At 70.9% G+C, this 18,595-nt stretch carries 21 protein-coding genes and 2 pseudogenes; 10 read left to right on the top strand and 13 right to left on the bottom strand.

Annotated elements, in window-relative coordinates; translation table 11 throughout:
• Positions 1 to 12 precede the first annotated feature (12 nt).
• The 3 genes from BGP73_RS01750 to BGP73_RS01760 all read right to left on the bottom strand — a co-directional run bounded on the left by BGP73_RS01750 (position 13) and on the right by BGP73_RS01760 (position 2,085).
• Positions 13 to 396 (bottom strand): tRNA-binding protein, encoded by a 384-nt coding sequence (locus BGP73_RS01750; protein ID WP_244501048.1) that lies wholly within the window; start codon positions 394 to 396, stop codon positions 13 to 15.
• A 210-nt stretch (positions 397 to 606) separates the two neighbouring features.
• A complete protein-coding gene (locus tag BGP73_RS01755; RefSeq protein ID WP_069811521.1) occupies positions 607 to 1,014 on the bottom strand; it encodes a hypothetical protein in 408 nt (135 codons plus the stop codon).
• Positions 1,015 to 1,149: 135 nt separating this feature from the next.
• Positions 1,150 to 2,085 (bottom strand): oxidoreductase, encoded by a 936-nt coding sequence (locus BGP73_RS01760; protein ID WP_069811523.1) that lies wholly within the window; start codon positions 2,083 to 2,085, stop codon positions 1,150 to 1,152.
• Between the two features lie 233 nt (positions 2,086 to 2,318).
• Between BGP73_RS01760 and BGP73_RS01765 the strand changes: the two genes are divergently transcribed.
• Positions 2,319 to 3,098, top strand: a complete 780-nt coding sequence (locus tag BGP73_RS01765) for a sulfite exporter TauE/SafE family protein (protein ID WP_069811525.1) — start codon at positions 2,319 to 2,321, stop codon at positions 3,096 to 3,098.
• Positions 3,099 to 3,126: 28 nt separating this feature from the next.
• Here the strand turns inward: BGP73_RS01765 and BGP73_RS01770 are convergent, their stop codons facing one another.
• Both BGP73_RS01770 and BGP73_RS01775 read right to left on the bottom strand, forming a co-directional pair.
• Complete coding sequence (locus BGP73_RS01770; RefSeq protein WP_069811526.1) at positions 3,127 to 3,327, bottom strand: DUF397 domain-containing protein; 201 nt, start codon at positions 3,325 to 3,327, stop codon at positions 3,127 to 3,129.
• A 6-nt stretch (positions 3,328 to 3,333) separates the two neighbouring features.
• Complete coding sequence (locus BGP73_RS01775; protein WP_069811528.1) at positions 3,334 to 4,215, bottom strand: helix-turn-helix domain-containing protein; 882 nt, start codon at positions 4,213 to 4,215, stop codon at positions 3,334 to 3,336.
• Positions 4,216 to 4,438: 223 nt separating this feature from the next.
• On the opposite strand from BGP73_RS01775, the gene BGP73_RS01780 reads away from it, so the two are divergent.
• Positions 4,439 to 4,906 (top strand): ATP-binding protein, encoded by a 468-nt coding sequence (locus BGP73_RS01780; protein ID WP_069811530.1) that lies wholly within the window; start codon positions 4,439 to 4,441, stop codon positions 4,904 to 4,906.
• A gap of 115 nt (positions 4,907 to 5,021) precedes the next feature.
• On the opposite strand, the gene BGP73_RS01785 is transcribed toward BGP73_RS01780, so the two are convergent.
• The 3 genes from BGP73_RS01785 to paaI form a co-directional block, all read right to left on the bottom strand.
• Positions 5,022 to 5,237 (bottom strand): hypothetical protein, encoded by a 216-nt coding sequence (locus tag BGP73_RS01785; protein WP_244501049.1) that lies wholly within the window; start codon positions 5,235 to 5,237, stop codon positions 5,022 to 5,024.
• A 157-nt stretch (positions 5,238 to 5,394) separates the two neighbouring features.
• Positions 5,395 to 6,771: a phenylacetate--CoA ligase PaaK gene (gene paaK / locus BGP73_RS01790; RefSeq protein ID WP_079127182.1), complete on the bottom strand. Its 1,377-nt coding sequence runs from the start codon at positions 6,769 to 6,771 to the stop codon at positions 5,395 to 5,397.
• Positions 6,772 to 6,773: 2 nt separating this feature from the next.
• A complete protein-coding gene (gene paaI, locus BGP73_RS01795; RefSeq protein WP_069811533.1) occupies positions 6,774 to 7,211 on the bottom strand; it encodes a hydroxyphenylacetyl-CoA thioesterase PaaI in 438 nt (145 codons plus the stop codon).
• A gap of 244 nt (positions 7,212 to 7,455) precedes the next feature.
• Here paaI and cutA point away from each other — a divergent pair, with 244 nt between their 5' ends.
• From cutA to BGP73_RS01830, 7 genes are all read left to right on the top strand, one after another.
• Positions 7,456 to 7,758: a divalent-cation tolerance protein CutA gene (cutA, locus tag BGP73_RS01800; RefSeq protein WP_069812055.1), complete on the top strand. Its 303-nt coding sequence runs from the start codon at positions 7,456 to 7,458 to the stop codon at positions 7,756 to 7,758.
• Positions 7,755 to 8,204: a gamma-glutamylcyclotransferase family protein gene (locus tag BGP73_RS01805; protein ID WP_069811535.1), complete on the top strand. Its 450-nt coding sequence runs from the start codon at positions 7,755 to 7,757 to the stop codon at positions 8,202 to 8,204. The genes cutA and BGP73_RS01805 overlap by 4 nt, the downstream gene beginning before the upstream one ends.
• Positions 8,205 to 8,330: 126 nt before the next feature.
• Positions 8,331 to 9,329, top strand: coding sequence for an adenosine deaminase (locus BGP73_RS01810; protein WP_069811537.1), 999 nt, complete (start codon positions 8,331 to 8,333; stop codon positions 9,327 to 9,329).
• A 123-nt stretch (positions 9,330 to 9,452) separates the two neighbouring features.
• The gene (locus BGP73_RS01815) at positions 9,453 to 10,913 is read left to right on the top strand and encodes a deoxyguanosinetriphosphate triphosphohydrolase (protein WP_069811539.1); all 1,461 of its coding nucleotides are present in this window, start codon (positions 9,453 to 9,455) and stop codon (positions 10,911 to 10,913) included.
• 232 nt (positions 10,914 to 11,145) lie between these two features.
• A complete protein-coding gene (locus BGP73_RS01820; protein ID WP_069812056.1) occupies positions 11,146 to 12,417 on the top strand; it encodes an NAD(P)/FAD-dependent oxidoreductase in 1,272 nt (423 codons plus the stop codon).
• A 46-nt stretch (positions 12,418 to 12,463) separates the two neighbouring features.
• Entirely contained in the window at positions 12,464 to 14,371 is a 1,908-nt protein-coding gene (gene dnaG, locus BGP73_RS01825) for a DNA primase (protein ID WP_069811541.1), read from the top strand.
• A gap of 58 nt (positions 14,372 to 14,429) precedes the next feature.
• Positions 14,430 to 14,864 carry a hypothetical protein gene (locus BGP73_RS01830; RefSeq protein WP_069811543.1) on the top strand — a complete coding sequence of 145 codons (435 nt, stop codon included), beginning with the start codon at positions 14,430 to 14,432 and terminating at the stop codon, positions 14,862 to 14,864.
• A gap of 132 nt (positions 14,865 to 14,996) precedes the next feature.
• Here the strand turns inward: BGP73_RS01830 and BGP73_RS23725 are convergent.
• The 5 genes and pseudogenes from BGP73_RS23725 to BGP73_RS23390 form a co-directional block, all read right to left on the bottom strand.
• A pseudogene (locus BGP73_RS23725) lies at positions 14,997 to 15,380 on the bottom strand (protein-L-isoaspartate O-methyltransferase family protein); the annotation flags it as partial.
• 84 nt (positions 15,381 to 15,464) lie between these two features.
• Positions 15,465 to 15,887 carry a lasso peptide biosynthesis B2 protein gene (locus BGP73_RS01835; protein WP_069811545.1) on the bottom strand — a complete coding sequence of 141 codons (423 nt, stop codon included), beginning with the start codon at positions 15,885 to 15,887 and terminating at the stop codon, positions 15,465 to 15,467.
• 4 nt (positions 15,888 to 15,891) lie between these two features.
• Positions 15,892 to 16,143: a PqqD family peptide modification chaperone gene (locus BGP73_RS22450; protein ID WP_069811546.1), complete on the bottom strand. Its 252-nt coding sequence runs from the start codon at positions 16,141 to 16,143 to the stop codon at positions 15,892 to 15,894.
• 26 nt (positions 16,144 to 16,169) lie between these two features.
• Positions 16,170 to 17,384 carry an asparagine synthase gene (locus tag BGP73_RS21720; protein WP_170837727.1) on the bottom strand — a complete coding sequence of 405 codons (1,215 nt, stop codon included), beginning with the start codon at positions 17,382 to 17,384 and terminating at the stop codon, positions 16,170 to 16,172.
• A gap of 137 nt (positions 17,385 to 17,521) precedes the next feature.
• A pseudogene (locus BGP73_RS23390) lies at positions 17,522 to 17,620 on the bottom strand (DUF5999 family protein); the annotation flags it as partial.
• A 113-nt stretch (positions 17,621 to 17,733) separates the two neighbouring features.
• Here BGP73_RS23390 and BGP73_RS01850 point away from each other — a divergent pair.
• The gene (locus BGP73_RS01850) at positions 17,734 to 18,459 is read left to right on the top strand and encodes a nucleotidyltransferase domain-containing protein (RefSeq protein ID WP_069811550.1); all 726 of its coding nucleotides are present in this window, start codon (positions 17,734 to 17,736) and stop codon (positions 18,457 to 18,459) included.
• The last annotated feature ends 136 nt before the right edge of the window (positions 18,460 to 18,595 follow it).

Raw genomic sequence — 18,595 nt, forward strand, 5'->3', positions numbered from 1 at the left:
GGCCACCGCGGTTCACAGCAGTCGAAGCCCGGGGGAGACCTCTTTGTCCGGACCGACCAGCACGACACCGGCGGCGTCCTCGGCCGGCACTCCGAGCACGAGGACCTCGGAGAGGAAGTCGGCCACCTGGCGCGGGGGCAGGTTGACGACCGCCAACACCAGGCGGTCCTTCAGGTCCTCGACTCGGTAGAGATCGGTGATCTGCGCACTGGACTTGCGTACGCCCAACTCGCCGAAGTCGATCCACAGCCTGTAGGCGGGCTTGCGGGCCCGCGGGAACTCCTCGGCGTTGACCACTCGCCCCACCCTGATGTCGACACCCAGAAAGTCCTCGATCGTGGTGGGCTCCGGGAGCATTGAGGCGCCGTCCTTCCGCAGTGGCCGTGTGGCCGCCATCCTCCAACCTCGCCGGGCCCGCGGACAACCGTCGCTGCTCCGTGACCCTGTGCGGCGGACCGGCCGTCACCGACGCCTGCCCCTCCCGGTCGGCAAGCGCTCCACCAGGTCGGAGCGGTTCTGTCGCGGGCGGCAGGACACCCGCGACAGAAACAACGCTTCCCGGGCCGTGCCGAGGAGACTCGGAGCGCCCGCGTTCTCGCTTCGCTCTCAGCGCACCTTGACGGTCACGGGCTCGGAGCGCTTGCCGTCGACCACCGTGCGTATCTGCTTCTTGCCCTTCTTGTCCCAGGCGGCCTTGAGCGTGTACGTGTGGTCGGTCATGACCGCCGAGGTCTCGGTCAGGGTCTTCCACTTGCCGTGCTGCTTCTCCTCAAGGCTGACGGAGGTCCCGGCCTTGATGCCCGTCACCTTGCCGTGGACCGTGACCTCGTCGCCGGGTTTCACACTGCGGTGATTGACCTTGATGGTGTTCGTCTTGGTGGTCTGGTTCGTGGCCTGGACGGCCGAGTGCGGGGCGGCGGACGGGGCGGCGACGGCGGCGCCGGCCCCCCCGCCCAGCAGGCCTACGGCCATGGCTCCCGCGACGACCGCACGGAGGTGGAAGGACGAAGACATGGGCGCTCCCTCTCGTATGAGGTGGTTCATCACATACACCCATAAGTGGATATGGTGCCATGGTGCATGGCAATGCCATCTATTTTTCCGTGGGCGGCGGGGACCGTCTGCGCCTGTCCGGGCATCGGTGCCGTCCTAGTACCGCACCCCGGTGAGCTGCTCGGAGAGCTCCCACAGTCGCATCCCCGCGCGGTCGTCCTTGGTCCAGGGCGCTGACCGGGACGGCGCGGGGCTTCCCCGCCATCCCAGCAGGCGCGGCCCGGTGAAGGAGTCGGGGGCGACGCCGGGTGCGGTGGCGGCGTACAGCGTCGGCATCGCACCCGCCTCGGCCGACTGGGCCAGCAGGCGGTTGCTCAGCAGCATGGCGCGCTCGGCTGCGCGCCGGCCCTCCATCCGCGAGCCGGTGGTCTGCAGGTTGGTCGCGGCGTAGCCAGGGTGGGCGGCCGCGGCCACCACGTCGGCGCCCTGCTGGGCCAGCTTCCGGGCGAGTTCGTGTACGAACAGCAGGTTGGCGCTCTTGGAACGTGCGTAGGCGAGCCAGCGACGGTACCGCCGCTCACTGTTCGGGTCGTGGAGGTCGACGTTGGCCATGGCGTGCATACCGCTGGAGACGCTGATCACCCTGGCCCCCGCAGTGGCCAGGAGGCGGGGCATGAGCAGGCCGGTGAGGGCGAAGTGCCCGAGGTGGTTCACCCCGAACTGCATCTCGAAGCCGTCCACCGTCAGCCGGTGCGGCAGCGCCATGACGCCCGCGTTGTTCACGAGCAGATCGAGCCGGCCGCCGTCACCGCGCTCCTCGGCCGTCTCCTCGTACCGGCGGGCGAAGTCGCGGACGGAGGCGAGGTCCGCCAGGTCGAGCCGGGCGAAGCGGGCCTGCCCGCCCGGCACCGCGCGCCGCAGGCGCGCCTCCGCCTCCCGGCCACGGGTCTCGTCGCGGCAGGCGAGCACCACCCTGGCCCCACGACGCGCGAGTTCCCGGGCGGTGATGTAGCCGATACCGCTGTTGGCGCCGGTCACCACGGCCGTTCGACCGGACTGGTCGGGGATGTCCTTCGTGGTCCAGCGCTTCATCGGCGGCTCCCTGGTCTTCGCGAAGGCACCGCGCGGCCTGGCTGGGTGAGCGGCCCTCCGCCCCTGGGACAGCTTAGGGCGGTGGCCTGGTGGCCGCGAGCGGGTCCGCCCGCTCGCGGCAACGGGCGGCGAGGGGCTGATGGGAACGTGCATGCGAGTTGCCCGTACGATCAGCTGCGGTGGCGTGGCAGGGGGAGCGGCACCCCCTGAGCGATCGAATTGAAGCAACGGTGATGTACGACATATCCCTGACCACGCTGGTCCTGCTCTGCCTGGCCGCGGGCGCCGCGGGTTGGATCGACGCGGTGGTGGGCGGCGGCGGGCTGCTGCAACTGCCGGCCCTGCTGGTCGGCTTTCCCCAGCTGGCCCCCGCCTATCTGCTGGGCACCAACAAGGCGGTCTCGATCGTCGGGACCTCTGCCGCCGCCGTCACCTACGCCCGCAAGACGCCGATGGACGTGTCGACGGCGGTCCGGCTGGGCCTGGCCGCACTGGGCGGCTCCCTGTTGGGGGCATCCTTCGCGGCCGGTATCGACAGCGCGGTGCTCCGCCCGCTCATCATGGTGATCCTGCTGGCCGTCCTGGCCTTCGTGCTCTTCAAGCCCGCCTTCGGCTCCGTGCCCGCCCCCGGCCCGGTGACCCGCCGGCGGATCTGGGCGGCCGTATTGGTCGCCGGGCTGGGCATCGGCTTCTACGACGGTCTGATCGGGCCGGGGACCGGCACCTTCCTGGTGATCGCCCTGGTCGGCATCGTGCACATGAACCTGGTGGCGGCCTCGGCGATGACCAAGGTCGTCAATGTCTGCACCAACTTCGGCGCGCTGGTGACGTTCGGGATCCAGGGCACGGTGCTGTGGCGACTGGCCGCGCTGATGGCCGTGTTCAACCTCGCCGGCGGCACCCTGGGGGCAAGGATGGCGCTCAAGAACGGCAACCGGTTCGTACGGGGTGTGCTGCTCGTGGTGGTCGTTGCTCTGGTCTGCAAGCTCGGCTACGACCAGTGGAGCGGTTGAGGTTCTCGGAGGCCTGCGGGGCGGGCCGTCAACGATCGAACGACGGCCCGCCGGCCAGGCTGGTACGGAAGGCGGTCCAGGCGCTGGCCGGGAAGCGGAGTATCGGTCCCTCGGGGTGCTTGGAGTCCCGTACCGCCACGGTCCCCGGCCGGTTGACGGCCACCTCGACGCATTCCTGGCCGGCGTTGCCGCCGCTGTAGCTGGACTTCACGAATATGTAGTCGTCCACTGCCTGCTACATCTCCCTGCGTACCCGTTCGATCAGGTTGGTCGCGTCACGCTGCGCCAGGCTCAGCCGTGCGATGCGGTCGAAGATACCGCTGTGGTGCGTTGCGTCGGACTCGCTCTCCAGCCAGAGCGTACTGGAGGCCGTGTCCATGTAAACCACGTCCAACGCCCCGGGGTCGGCGAAGGAGACGATGGTGAAGGCGCTGCTCATACCGGGATGTGCTCCTGCCGAGTACGGCACGACCTGCAGTCGCACGTTGGGGAGCTGCGTGGTCTCCAGAAGGCGTTCGAGTTGCTCCCGCATGACATCGCGTCCGCCGACGAGTTGGTGCAGGGCCGCCTCATGAAGGACCGCCCAGACATGCAGTGGCCGCTCGCCGGTCAGCCGGGCCTGACGAGCCATGCGTGACTCCACGAAAGGCTCGATCTGGCCCGGGTCCTCCCAGACACCGTTGCCGACGGCGAGGGCTCGCGCGTACTCGGCCGTCTGGAAGAGACCGGGCACGAGGGAAAACTGCCAGGTGCGAACGCTGGTGGCGATGTCCTCAAGAGCGACGTACTCGACCATGTCCGGTAGCTCGGGGTACTGGTTCCACCAACCTCGGGCCTTGCGTCGCTCCCTGTCTGCCTTGGCCAGCTTGAGCAGACGATCGATGATCCCGGGCTCCTGCACGTCGTACAGATGGCACAGGGCCCGGATGTCGGGGTCCCGCACGGGCACCCAGCCGCGCTCCATCTTCGCGACCTTCGCCACCGAAGAGGTCAGCGCTTCGGCCGCATGAGGTTGTTTCAGGCCCCGTTCTTCGCGGAGCTTCAGCAACTCGCCGCCGAGTCTGCGCCCCAAGACCGTTGACACCGACGTGCCGCGGTCCGTCCGATTGGCTGTCATTGTCCCTCGCCTCCCCGAAACCGCCGCCCAGTCTGTATCGATCTCGGGCGGCCTCACAACCGAGTTAGGAGAAATATTTATGCAGAGAGAGCTTTATGGCATCGAGATGTGAGTTACAGTCTGTATCGAACCGCTTCCGCAGCGGCGTCACTTGGGGGCGGAAGCGCATCACCGGAGCCTGTCGGGCTCCTGCCGCGCCCCTCGATCAGGAGGTGCTCCGACGATGGCCGAGCCCGTACCCTCCGGCGAAGTGGTCCTGCGGGAGGATGTGTTGGACTACACGCCGTGTCCCAAGAGCGTCACCCTGGCGCGCAGACGGGCCGCCAGACTGGTGGCCGAGTGGGGGTATCCGGGTCTCTCGGGCGATCTGGCGCTGGTGGTTTCGGAGTTGGCGGCCAATGCCGTCCAGCACGGCGGGGTGTCCGGCCGACTCTTCCGGGTGGAACTCGCCCTCACCGCGACGGTGGTACGCGTGGCCGTCTCCGATGCCCGAAGTGCATCGCTCCCGGTTCAGCGTCCGGTCGGGCCCGAGGACACCTCAGGGCGTGGTCTGCTCATCGTGCGGATGCTCGCCGCGCGCTGGGACGTCGGGAAACAGGCCGACCGGAAGACCGTGTGGTGCGAACTGGAGCTGCCGGAGCGGGGGCCGAGCTCGACGGGTGTGAACCGCCCCGGCGTGCCACGCGGTTGAACACGACGATGGCTTCACTCGTGGCGCGGCTGGCTGCGGCATGATCGCTCGCCTGCGCCAGCAGGCACGCGGATGCCCACGAGCCCGGTGTTCAACCGCCCTTTCGGACAGTCACTCAACCTCGTCGCGCGACGTGCAACGCGGTGGACCACAGGACGGCGGCAGCTCCGAAGCCGACCAGCGTCCGAACGTTCGCGGGGTCGCTGCCGTCGGCTAGCGCCAGGGCGCCGACCAGCGCCAGGGTCATCAGCGAGCCGCCGGTCCACCAGTACTGCGGCTGCGCGAAGGACCGCGCGAGCGGCAGGAAGTGCAGACCGACGACCAGGCACACTGCCGCGGGGATATAGACCCACCTAGCCCGCCATCGGATTGGCGGTACCGGTGTTTTCCGGGGCATGCCCTATGAACCGATGGTCACCCCGTACGGCCCTTAGGTCCGCCCCGGCCCGCACCGCACCCGCGCCCGCACCGCACCCGCGCCCGCACCCTCACCCGCGGTCGCGCTCGTCGACGATGCGGCGGATCTTGCCCACCGAGCGCTCCAGCGTCTCGGGGTCGACTATCTCGGTGTCGACGGTGAGCCCGACGCCGTCCTTTACGGCCTGCGTTATCGCCGAGGCCGCGGCGGCCCGCCGCTCCGGTGTGGCGTCGGGACGGGCCTCGGCCCGCACGGTCAGCCGGTCCAGTCGGCCCTCCCGGGTCAGGTGGAGTTGGAAGTGCGGGGCGACGCCCGGTGTGCCGAGCACGATCTCCTCGATCTGGCTGGGGAAGAGGTTCACCCCGCGCACGATGATCATGTCGTCGCAGCGGCCGGTGACCCTCTCCATCCGGCGGAAGGCGGGGCGGGCGGTGCCCGGCAGCAGGCGGGTCAGGTCCCGGGTGCGGTAGCGGATGACCGGCATGGCCTCCTTGTCCAGCGAGGTGAAGACCGCCTCACCGGTGGCGCCGTCGGTGACCACCTCGTCCGATAGAGGGTCCACGACCTCCGGATAGAAGTGGTCCTCCCAGATGTGCAGCCCGTCCTTGCTCTCCACGCACTCCTGCGCCACACCGGGGCCGATGACCTCCGAGAGGCCGTAGATGTCGACGGCGTGGAGGTCCAGCCGCTCCTCGATCTCCTGGCGCATCCGCTCCGTCCACGGCTCGGCCCCGAAGATGCCGATCCGGAGCGAGGTGGTGCGCGGGTCGATGCCCTGCCGCTCGAACTCGTCCAGCAGGGTGAGCATGTAGGACGGGGTCACCATGATGATCTCCGGACGGAAGTCCTGGATGATCTGGACCTGCCGGGCGGTCATCCCGCCGGAGGCCGGGATGACCGTGCAGCCGGCCCGCTCGGCCCCGTAGTGGGCGCCGAGACCGCCGGTGAAGAGGCCGTAGCCGTAGGCGACGTGCACCTTGTGGCCCGGCCGACCGCCGGCGGCCCGAATGCAGCGGGCGACCACGTCCGCCCACATGTCCAGGTCCCGTTCGGAGTAGCCCACCACGGTGGGCCGGCCGCTCGTGCCACTGGAGGCGTGCACCCGGCGCACCCGGTCCATCGGGACGGCGAACATGCCGAACGGGTAGGTCTCCCGGAGGTCGGCCTTGGTGGTGAACGGGAATCGCGACAGGTCGGCCAGGGAGCGGCAGTCCTCGGGGCGGACCCCGGCCTCGTCGAACTTCCGCCGGTACAGCGGGATGTTGGTGTAGGCGTGGTGCAGCGTCTCCCGCAGCCGCCGCAGCTGCTCCGCCCGCAGTTCGCCGAGGCCCAACCGCTCACCGCTGTCCAGCAGCCGGGCGGGTGGCGCGCTCCCCAGCCGGCGGCCGGCGGCCGGAGGGGGCGTGGTGGGCGCGTCCGGCGCTGTCGTCGTGAGGTCGTCGCTCAAGTTCACTCCCCGCCTCCTGCGTTGCTGGCTCCGTCCCGGATGCTGCGGCTGCGCCCGCGGAACTCCGCCACCACCGTCTCCCCGCGCAATACCGTCACGTCGTAGAGGCCACTGCGGCCGAACCGGGTGCGCTCCTCGGCCACCGCGAGCAGCTCGTCCCCCTCGTGGGCCGGGGTGACGAAGGTGATGTCGGCGCCGGACGCCACGGTCTTCGGGCCCCGACTGTTGCAGGCGCAGGCGAAGGCGGTGTCGGCGAAGAGGAAGACGAAGCCGCCGTGCGCGATCCCGTGCCCGTTGACCATGGCCGCGGTGACCGTCATCCGCAGCCTCGCCGATCCGTCGCCGACCGCCAGCAGCTCGATGCCGAGGCCCTTGGAGGCCGCGTCGGCGGCGAACATCGCCTGCGCCGGTCCGGGTCCTGTGTCAGCCGTCTCCGCCATCACTCTCCACGGTCTCCGAACACCCACCGGGCTTTCCGCCACACCACCGTGCACCGAACGAACATTCGGTCATGTGGCCGCGAGTTAACCCAGCCTCGGGATGGTGTGTCAAGAGGGTGTGACGTGCTGGGGGAGCCGCATCGCCATCGGGGGTTCCTCCTGGCAGCCTGTTAGCTGCGCGGGACCGGCCCGCGGCCCGTATCCGAGAGGGAGTGATCAGGTGCCGGCCGATTTCCTGACCGTCATGACCACCACCGACAGTGTCGAGAAGGCCGAAGACCTGGCGCGTGGAGCGGTGGAGGCACGGGTGGCGGCATGCGCGCAAGTCAGTGCGCCGGTGACCTCCGTCTACCGCTGGGAGAACGCCATCGAGACCGCCCAGGAGTGGCAGGTCCTCTTCAAGACCGTCGCCACCGGCTACGCCGAGCTGGAGGGGTACATCCGCAGCGCCCACGACTACGACACCCCGGAGATCATCGCCACCCCGATCACCCACGGCGGCGTCGAGTACCTCGCCTGGGTGGCCTCCGAGACGGCCGGCGAGTGACCTGCGGCCAACGGCCGATCTTCGTCTACGGGACGCTGCGGCCGGGCCGCGGCAACCACACCCGCCTGGTCCGCGGCCGGACCGCCGCGGAGGAACCAGCCCTGCTGCGGGGCGCGGTGCTGTACCGAGGGCCGGGCTTCCCCTACGCCGTGCCGGTGGAGCCCGGAGCGGACGGCGGCGGGATACGCGGCGACCTGCTCTGGCCGCGGGCCGCCGAACACGCCGCGCTGCTCACCGCCCTGGACGAACTGGAGGGGTACACGCCGGGCGCGTCGGACAACCACTACGAGAGGGTCCCACGGGTGGCGTCGCGCGCCGACGGCAGCGCCGTCGAGACCTGGGTCTATCTCGCCTCCGAACCGGTGGCCCGCCGACTGCGGGCCACCGGCAGCCGGGTCCCCGGCGATCAGTGGCCGCCGTCGGCTGACGTTCTCGGCGCTCGATGACGAGCGGGCCCCCCGGTGCCACGCGGCTCCGAGTCCAAGGCAGAGGCGGAGTCGCATGACGCCGATCGCTATCGTGCACCGAGTCGTCAGCTGAGCGATTCCCGGCCAGAACAGGTGTGATTTCGAGTGTCCCCGATACCCAAAGCAGAGCTGCACCTCCACATCGAGGGCTCGCTGGAGCCCGACCTCGCCTTCGCGCTCGCCGAGCGCAACGGGGTGGTACTGCCCTACGCGTCCGAGGACGAACTGCGGCAGGCCTACCACTTCGACGGGCTGCAGGACTTCCTCGACCTCTACTACTCCCTGATGGCGGTCCTGCGCACCGAGGACGACTTCGCCGAACTCGCACACGCCTACCTGGCACGCGCCCGCCGGCAGGGGGTCCGGCACGCCGAGATCTTCTTCGACCCGCAGGCCCACACCGCCCGCGGGGTCGCCATCGGCACCGTGATAGGCGGCCTCTCCCGGGCGCTTGACGAGGCGCCCGCCGCGTACGGCATCACCACCCGGCTGATCATGTGCTTCCTGCGGGACCAGAGCGCCGAGTCCGCCCTGGAGACCTTCGAGGCCGCCCGTCCCCACCTGGACCGCATCGCCGCCGTCGGGCTGGACTCCGCCGAGGCGGGCAACCCGCCGTCCAAGTTCCGCGAGGTGTACGCCCAGGCCCGCGCGGCCGGCCTGAAGTGCGTGGCGCACGCGGGGGAGGAGGGCCCGCCCGCCTACATCACCGAGGCGCTCGACGTGCTGAAGGTCGACCGCGTCGACCACGGGGTGCGCTGCATGGAGGACGAGGCCCTCGTCGCCCGGCTCGCCGCCGAGCGGATGCCGCTGACGGTCTGTCCGCTCTCCAACATCCGGCTGCGGGTCTTCGACACCCTCCAGGACCACCCGCTGCGCCGGATGCTCGACGCCGGACTGCTGGTGACGGTCAACTCCGACGACCCCGCCTACTTCGGCGGTTACGTACACGACAACCTCACCGCGGTCACGGAGGCGCTCGGGCTCGACGAGGAGACGGTACGCAGGCTGGCGGGGAACTCCTTCACCGCCTCGTTCCTCGAAGAGGAGGAGAAGAAGGCCCACCTCCGGGCCGTCGAGGAGTACGTCTTCCCCGGCGGCGTCTGACCGGTCGCCCACCCTCCTGCCGCCCGGCCGCTCCCCAGCGCCACCCGCCGGGGAGCCGGCCCCCGCGGCCGCCGGCCCGGCTCCGGTGGGCCGTGGCCCCCGACCTGCCGTTACGGTCGTGGCATGGACGGCAGCACATCAGGCCCCTGGCCGGCGCACGGCACCGCCCGACCAGGGAGCGGCGCGCGGGGCGGCGGCGCACCGGGGGGTTCGGACGCCGCGGGATCCTCCGAGACCGGCACCGCGGGCCTCGGCTACGACCGGGCCGCTACCGAGCGCTGGGTCCCCGAACCGGACAAGCGCCCCGGCCGCACCGCCTTCCAGCGGGACCGGGCCCGGGTGCTGCACTCCGCCGCGCTCCGCCGGCTGGCCGGGAAGACGCAGGTGGTGACCCCGGGGATCGCTCCGGGGGGACCCGGAACCGGGATCCCCTATCCGGCGTGGGACGCCAGCCCGCGCACTCGGCTGACCCACTCGCTGGAGTGCGCGCAGGTCGGCCGGGAACTCGGGGCGGCCCTCGGGTGCGACCCGGACCTCGTCGAGACCGCCTGCCTGGCGCATGATCTTGGGCATCCGCCCTTCGGCCACAACGGGGAGCGGGTGCTCAACGACTTCGCCCAGGACTGCGGCGGCTTCGAGGGCAACGCGCAGTCCCTGCGGCTGCTCGCCCGTCTGGAGCCGAAACGGTTCGTCACTCCTTCCGGGCCGAGCCCGGAAGGCGAGCCGAGCCCCCCGGCCGGGGCCGAGGAACAGGTCAGCGTGGGGCTCAACCTCACCAGAGCCGCACTCGACGCCGCCACCAAGTACCCCTGGCCGCGCGGCGGGCAGCCCGCGGGCGCCGATCCGGCGAAGTTCGGCGTCTACGAGGACGACCTGCCCGTCTTCGAATGGCTGCGGCGAGGCGCACCAGCCGGCCGCCAGTGCTTCGAGGCGCAGGTCATGGACTGGTCCGACGATGTCGCCTATTCGGTCCACGACCTCGAGGACGGCCTGCACGCCGGCCACCTCGACCCCAACCTGCTGCTCGCCGAGCCCGAGCGCCGCGAGATCTTCGCCGTCGCGGCGGAGCGGTACGCCCCGGCCGGCACCGAACCGGACGAACTCGCCGAAGCGCTCGACCGGCTCCTCGCGGAGGAGTGGTGGCCACACGGCTACGACGGCTCAGCGGTGGCGCAGGCCAGGCTGAAGGACGCGACCAGCCAGCTCATCGGTCGCTTCTGCCTCGCCGCCGAGGGCGCCACCCGGATGGCCTACGGCTCGGGACGGCTCACCCGCTACGCCGCCGAACTCGTCGTACCGCGCCCGGTGCGTCAGGAGTGCGCGGTGCTGAAGGCCGTCGCCGACCGCTATGTGATGCAGCACCCGGAGCAGGAGCGGCTCCGGGCCGAGCAGCGGGTCGTCCTCGGTGAACTGGCCGAGGCGCTCGACGCACGCGCACCGGGCGGCCTCGACCCGCAGTTCCGCGCGCTGTACGCGCGAGCCGCGGACGACCGGGCGCGGAAGCGGGTGGTCGTCGACCAGATCGCGGCGCTCACCGACGTCTCGGCGCGGGGCCTGCACGCCAGGCTCGTGACGCGGGCCTGAGCCGCCCGAGCCGGACGGCCGGCTCGGCACCGCCCCGGCCACCCGTCGGGGAGCCCGACCGGGCGCCCCCGGGCGGCCTCCGTGCGGGTGGTGCCGCATGGCCCATGCGGCTCACTCCCTCTTCCCGCGCCCGGCTCGGTGCGGGACGCTCACTGTGCCGGGGAGTGTGGCGGGCACGGGAGGGACCCGCCACCGGAAGGCCGGCGCGGAGCCGGACAGCGAGGAGGCACACGTGGTCGACGCCGATCGGACGTTCGTCATTGTCGGGGGAGGGCTGGCGGGCGCGAAAGCCGCTGAGACCTTCCGTTCGGAGGGGTTCACCGGGAGGGTCATCCTCATCTGCGACGAGCGCGACCACCCCTACGAGCGCCCGCCGCTCTCCAAGGGCTACCTCCTCGGCAACGAGGAGCGGGACAGCGTCTTCGTCCACGACCGTGCCTGGTACGCCCGGGCCGAGATCGAACTCCACCTCGGCCAGCCCGCGGTCCAGCTCGACCGCGCGGCCAAGGCCGTCGTCCTCGGCGACGGGGCACGGATCAACTACGACAAACTGCTGCTCGCCACCGGTGCGGAGCCTCGCCGCCTCGACATCCCCGGCACCGACCTCGCCGGCGTCCACCACCTGCGCCGCCTGGCACACGCCGAGCGGCTGCGGGGGGTGCTCGCCTCCCTCGGCCGCGAGAACGGCCATCTGGTCATCGCCGGAGCCGGCTGGATCGGACTGGAGGTGGCCGCCGCGGCCCGCTCCCACGGCGCCGAGGTGACCATCGTGGAGCCGGGGGCCACCCCGCTGCACTCGGTCCTCGGCCCGGAACTGGGGCAGCTCTTCACCGACCTGCACCAGGAGCACGGCGTCCGCTTCCGTTTCGGCGCCCGGCTCACCGAGATCATCGGTCAGGACGGCATGGTGCTGGCCGCCCGGACCGACGACGGCGAGGAGCACCCGGCGCACAGCGTCCTCGCGGCGATCGGCGCCGCCCCGCGGATCGCGCTCGCCGAAGCCGCCGGCCTGACCCTCGCCCGGCGGCCCCCCGGCGGGATCGCCGTCGACGCCGCACTCCGCACCAGCGACCCGGACATCTTCGCCGCCGGGGACGTGGCCGCCCACGAGCATCCGCTGCTGGACGTCAGGGTCCGGGTCGAGCACTGGGCGAACGCGCTCAACGGAGGCCCTGCCGCCGCCCGGGCCATGCTCGGCCAGGAGATGGTCTACGACCGTGTGCCCTACTTCTTCTCCGACCAGTACGACCTGGGCCTGGAGTACTCCGGCTACGCGCCACCCGGCTCCTACGACCAGGTGCTCATCCGCGGCGACACCGGCAAACGGGAGTTCGTGGCCTTCTGGCTCGCCGACCGAAGGCTGCTGGCCGGTATGAACGTCAACGTCTGGGACGTCACCGACCCCATCCAGCGGTTGATCCGCAGCAAGCGGCGGCTCGACCCGGAGGCGCTCGCCGACCCGGCCGTGCCGCTGGAGTCGCTGCTCGCCTCCGAGCAGGGGTGAGGGGAGCGCCGGACCGGGTGTCCGAGGTCCGCCGTAGAATCCAGGCGTGGCGGGCAGGATCAACGATGACGACGTGAAGGCGGTCCGGGACGCGGTCCCGATCGACGCCGTCGTGTCCGAGTACCTCCAGCTGCGCAACGCCGGCGGTGGCAACCTCAAGGGGCTGTGCCCCTTCCACGACGAGAAGTCGCCGTCCTTCCAGGTGAGCCCGAGCAAGGGCCTGTTCTACTGCTTCGGCTGCCAGGAAGGCGGAGACACCCTCGACTTCGTGATGAAGGTCGACCACCTCTCCTTCTCGGAGTCGGTCGAGCGGCTGGCCGCCCAGGCCGGCATCACCCTCCGCTACGAACAGGGCGGCTACACACCTGGACGGCAGCAGGGCGAGCGGACCCGGCTGGTGGAGGCGCACCGGATCGCCGCCCAGTTCTACGTCGAGCAACTGGACGGCGCCGAGGCCGAGATCGGCCGGAAGTTCCTCGCCGAGCGGGGCTTCGACCAGGCCGCCGCGGAGCACTTCGGTGTCGGATACGCCCCGGCGGGCTGGGACCACCTGGTGCGGTTCCTGCGCGGCCGGGGCTTCACCGACCAGGAGCTGGTCCTCTCCGGTCTGGCCCAGGAAGGCCGCCGCGGCCCCATCGACCGCTTCCGCGGCCGGCTGATGTGGCCGATCCGCGACATCACCGGCGAAGTCGTCGGCTTCGGCGCCCGGAAGCTGCGGGAGGACGACAACGGGCCGAAGTACCTCAACACCCCGGAGACCCCGCTCTACCGGAAGTCCCAGGTGCTCTACGGCATCGACCTGGCCAAGCGGGACATCGCCCGGAGCAGCCGGGCGGTGGTCGTCGAGGGCTACACCGACGTAATGGCCTGCCACCTCGCCGGGGTCACCACCGCCATCGCCACCTGCGGCACGGCCTTCGGCGGCGACCACATCAAGATCCTCCGCCGGCTGCTGATGGACAACTCCGGCGCCGAAGTGATCTTCACCTTCGACGGGGACGCCGCCGGGCAGAAGGCCGCCCTGCGGGCCTTCGAGGACGACCAGAAGTTCGCGGCGGAGACCTCCATCGCCATTACCCCGGGCGGGATGGACCCCTGCGAACTGCGGCTGGCCGAAGGCGACGAGGCCGTCTCGGCACTGGTCGAGAGCCGTACCCCGCTGTTCGCCTTCGCCATCCGCCAGGTCGTGCAGCGGCACAACCTGGACACCGCGGAGGGCCGGGCCGCCGCGCTGGAAGCTGCCGCTCCGATCGTCGCCGGGATCAAGAACAGCGCCATCCAGCACGAGTACGCGGTACAGCTGGCCGGGATGCTCGGCATCCTCGACAGCCAGTTCGTGGTGCGCAGGGTCGGCCAGCTCGCCCGCTGGGCCCGGGAGCGCGGCGGAGCCCGGCCCGGGCGAGCGGTCCCCGGCCGGCTGGCGGGTCAGCCGGCCGCCAGCCCGGCCGTCGCCGCACCGCAGGCCCCGGGCGGGCCGCGGATCGACCTGCGGAGCCCGGCGCACCGCACCGAGCGCGAGCTGCTCAAGCTCGCGCTGCAACACCCCGAACTCGTCGCCCCCGCCTTCGACGCCTACGGGGCGGACGAGTTCACCGCCACCCCGTACGCGGGGGTGCGGCGCACCATCGAAGCGGCCGGCGGGGTGGAGCGGGCCGACGATGAGTACCTCGCCCGGGTCCGGGACGAGGCCCCGGACGACACCGTCCGGGCGTTGATCACCGAACTCGCCGTCGAGGCGATCCACAGCCGCACCGTCGACGCGGTCTACGCCGGTATGCAACTGGTGCAGGTCCGGCTGCGGGCCGTCGACCGCCGTATCACCGAGGTGCGGGGCACCCTCCACCGGCTGGGTACCCAGGGCGACCCCGGCCAGCTGGCCGCTGTCCAGCAGGAGCTGTGGGAGCTCCAGCAGTACGGCCAGTCGCTCCGCCAGCACGGTCCGGACGCGCTGTAGGAGACGGGGCGGCACAACGGGACACGGGACAGTCGGCCTCAGCGAGGAGTACATCGAGATGCGTGCTTGGACCCTGCCGATATCGTTCGCGGCTTGCGGTGCCCTCCTCGCGGCCGTACTGGCCGCCGGGGGAGACCTCGGCGGCGCCGTTCCCCTGCTGCTGGGCTTCCTCCTGCTCGGTGTGGTCCACTCGCCGCTGGTGTTCCCGCGATCGATCGGGGCGGCGGAGGCAGAACGACGCAGCGCCGACGACGGCCGGCCGATCGTCTACTGGCGGGCGGGCTGCAAGTACTGCCTGCGGCTGCGTCTCCGGTTGGGGCGGAGCGCCCGTCGGCTGCACTGGGTCGACATCTGGCGCGACCCGGACGGGGCGGCGGCGGTGCGGGCGGCCAACAACGGCGACGAGACCGTGCCGACCGTGCTGATGGCCGGGCAACCGCACGCCAACCCCGACCCCGCCTGGGTGCGCGCACAGCTCCCGCCGGCTGGCTGACCGAGCGCTGCCCACCCCGGGCCCCGCAGGCTTCGGCCGGCGGTTCCCAGCGTGCCTTCGGGGCGGTCGCCACTCCGACTCGTCCGGCCAGTCGCTCAGGGAGCGCTGTCCGAGACAGATCACTGCGACCTGCACGTTGTCGACCTGGGCGCGGTTCAGCGCGGCGCGGGCTTCGCCGGCTACGACAGGCGATGCGTCGACCGTGGTGACCTCGGCTCCGGTGATGTGGGCGATCAGGGCCGCGTGCCAGCCGGTGCCGGCCCCGATTTCCAGGACCTGCATGCCGGGCGTCAGTCCGGCGGCTTCGAGCATTTTGGCGACGATGGACGGCTGGGAGGTGCTGGAGTAGCCGCCGGCCGGGCCGGTGGGGTGCGCGTCATGATGCCCCGGTCGGCGTAGGCGAGTTGGAGGAGATCGGCGTCTGGCCGCACGGGGGTCGACGGCTGTGTGCCGTCCAGTGGCGTAGTGCCCGGAGAGGAACAGGTGCCGCGGCACACTCGCGATGGCTTCCGCCACACTCTCCGAGTGCAGCGCTCCCTTCTCGCGGAGCGTCTGGGCGAGCCTCTGGGCGAGTGGTGCCCAGTCGGTGGGAATGGTGATTCACAGCGGGTCGGCCTCCTGGAACTGGTAACGGGTGATGGGGACGTAGAGAAGACGGGGATCGGTCGGTTCGGCTGCGGGCTGCCGGTCCGCTTCCAGCCAGGCGTGCACCTGTGCGGTGCCGGGCCGCATTTCGAGCACCAGACTGGGGGAGTGGCCGTGGGCACGGCAGTACAGCAGTGCGGCCAGGCAGGCGGTGATCCCGGCCAGCCGGATCGATGCGGTACAGACCGCGAGGACCGCGGCCTCCGTCTCGGCCAGGGTGGAGGGTCGGTCTGCGGAGCGCTGCGCCCAGTGCACCGCGTGCTCGACCCGCCGGGCACTGGGCGGGAGTCGAGTGGCGACAAGACTGCAGGCCCGGGCCAGCGCGTGTTCGCGGCGGGTGAGCGAGGTACGGGGCGGCAGCGCGACCGTGAAGCTCACCCGGTCACCATTCCTTCTTTTGAAGGCTGGCCAGCAGCGCGTCGAGGTCGACGCGGATCCTCTCGATCGGCACTTCGGGACAGGCCCGGACGAGGGCGTCTTCCGCGTCCGCGGCGGTGCCGCCATCAGCTACGACGCTCAGAGCGATGGCGGCTGACGGGTTCAGCGTCACGACGCGGCCGTCCGCCGTGATCAGGGTGCCCCATCCGGTCGATCGGTCGGTCAGGACGCGGGCGCCGGGGGTCAGGGTCAGCATGGTGCCTCCGTCAGCGTTGAGCTCCGTCAATTCAACGGATTGGGGCAGGGCGGTGGTGGATGGTGCGGGCGAAGATTTCGCACATGACGGTCAGGTGCAGCATCAGATCCGTGCGCGCATCGATCCGCTGGTCCCACCGTGCTACCGCGACGGCTATCGCGAGGGGATCGACCAGTCACGCTCTCCTCCCCCAGCAACTGGGCGAGGACGGGCCGGTGGCGCTCGAGGGCCCGATCGGTATCCGCGTTGTAGCCGCCTTTGGTACGGCGGTTGAGATTGCCGTCCGGCACGATGCCGCGCATCGCTTCGCTCAGCAGGGGCTTGAGCCGGTAGGGGCTGATCCGCTGCTCGGCACGGCAGCGCAGCGCGGCCTCGATCACCTGGAAGTCGGTGTAGGGGTAGCCGAGTTTTAGGCCGGACCAGGCGGCGAGGTCGGCCTGGATCCGGTTGCAGCGGGCGATCGCCCGTAGGCTGACCATGGTGGTGTGCTGGTGCGCTCGCTCGTGTAGCGGGGAGCCGGCCGCCGCCGCAGCGGCGGCGAGTTCCTCGGCGAGTGCATCGCGAACCGGTGCGGTGAGCCAGGGTGGCACGTGCGGGCCGGATTCCCACCCGACCGCTGGGAGACCCTGAGAGCACAGGGCCGTCAGCCACTGCCGGTACGGGCCCGGATGGGCTGCCTGGTGTCGAATGTCCTTGCGGGAGACACCCCAGAGCGCGGCCCATCCCGCCAGATGCTTCCGGGCGATCTGGGGGTCGCGCCGGCGAGCGTGCGCCAGATACGACAGCGGAGACATCAGCAACTCGTCCGCGCCCTTGCCTGACAGGAGCACTCTGGCGCCCGTGCCCGCGGTATGCCGCCACCAGGCGGTCTGCCGATCCGGGCTGGCGGCCGCCGGGCTGGGAGCATCGAGAAAAGCCGATGCGCCTTTCTCCAGCCCGGCGAATTGTGACGGAAACTGTCCCAGCTCAACCAGCAGGTGCCGGGCACCCGCCTGAGCAGCGACGGCGGACCGGGCCCACCCCGCATCGTCGTTGCCCGGATCGGCAGGAACCCGGGTCAGGTTGACGAGCCGACTCCCGACCTGCCGGTAGTCGATCGCGGACAGGGTGGTGCTGTCAGCACCCCCGGACAACTCGCACGCCACATGCCGCTCTCCCCGCGTACGAACGCCGACCGCCTCCACCAGCGTCTCGCGAAAAGCCGCGGAGGCCTCGGGCAGCTCGAGTTCGTCGTCGGGCACCGACCACCACGGACACACCGAAATACGCCCGTCTGAGCCGAGGCGGACCGCCGAGCCCGGCTGTACCGCCCGTACCCCCACGTAGGGGGTCGCGCCTGACGGGCGGCTGGTCACAAGGGGCAGAACGGATCAAGCGCTCACGCCGCACCGGCGCTGACTGGCCGACGCGGGGCGATCACCCGCCCATCAGGCAGCACTTCACCCATGTCGTCGAAGAGGATGACCCCGTTACAAACATGCTCCTTCTCTGCACTTCACTCGATCGAAGGTCGCTGGGGACCTGAGCGACGGGAGAGCGTCCGGCTTGGCCCCTGGCATGCGTTTCTCGCGGGTGGCACGATGAACGCCAATGGATGATCAAGGAACTCTGGCTGCTCAGGCTCTGCGTTTGGTCACGACCCGTTTCCCGGATGCGCTGGGGGCGGTTCTGGGGGGATCGGTTGCCCAGGGCCGTGCCACTGAGACCAGCGACTTGGATGTGGCCGTCCTCCTGCCGGACTCGGATATCAGCCGCCGTGAGGTAGTACGCCATGAGGGCCGCCTGGCCGAGCTGTTCCTGAATACCGTTGCCGACATACCGGAATTCTTCGAGTGGGACAGAGCTCGCCGCCGCGGCACGGTCCTGTTCATCTATGACCAGGGCCTGCCGTTGTTGGACCCGCGCGGCGATCTCTCCCGTGTGCGTAAACAGGCCCAAGCGGTCCTCGCGGCTGGTCCGCCGCCGCTCACGCCGGCGGAGTGGGAACGAAGCCGCTACGGCCTGACCTGCTTCATGGACGACCTGGTCGATACTCCGCCCGCCAACCGGTACGAACAGCTTTCCCTCGCCGACTTCACTCTGCGAGAGGCGGCACACCTGCTCACTGCCTACCACGGTGCCTGGACGGGCATCGGCAAGTGGTTGCCTCGGAGGCTGCTGAGCGCGGACCCGGTCCGGGGAAAGACGCTGTTGGACGGCCAGCTGGCCTTGGCGGAACAGGCCGATCCCGTTCCACTGGCGACTGCGGTTGAGGGGGTACTCGACCTGCTCGGCGGACCGCTGAGAGAAGGGTATGCGCATCGCTGGCGCACCTGACCTGCTTCTTCCTTGTCTGCGCTCACTCGACCGTGGTTCGTTGGGGATCACTGGATCTGCTCTGGTCGTGGGCGTGGGATGCCGAGGTCGGTGGTTGGTCTCTTGGTGAGGCGGGCGGCTTCGGCCTGTTTGGCGC

This window comes from Streptomyces sp. TP-A0874 (assembly GCF_001748085.1).
Lineage (GTDB): Bacteria > Actinomycetota > Actinomycetes > Streptomycetales > Streptomycetaceae > Streptomyces.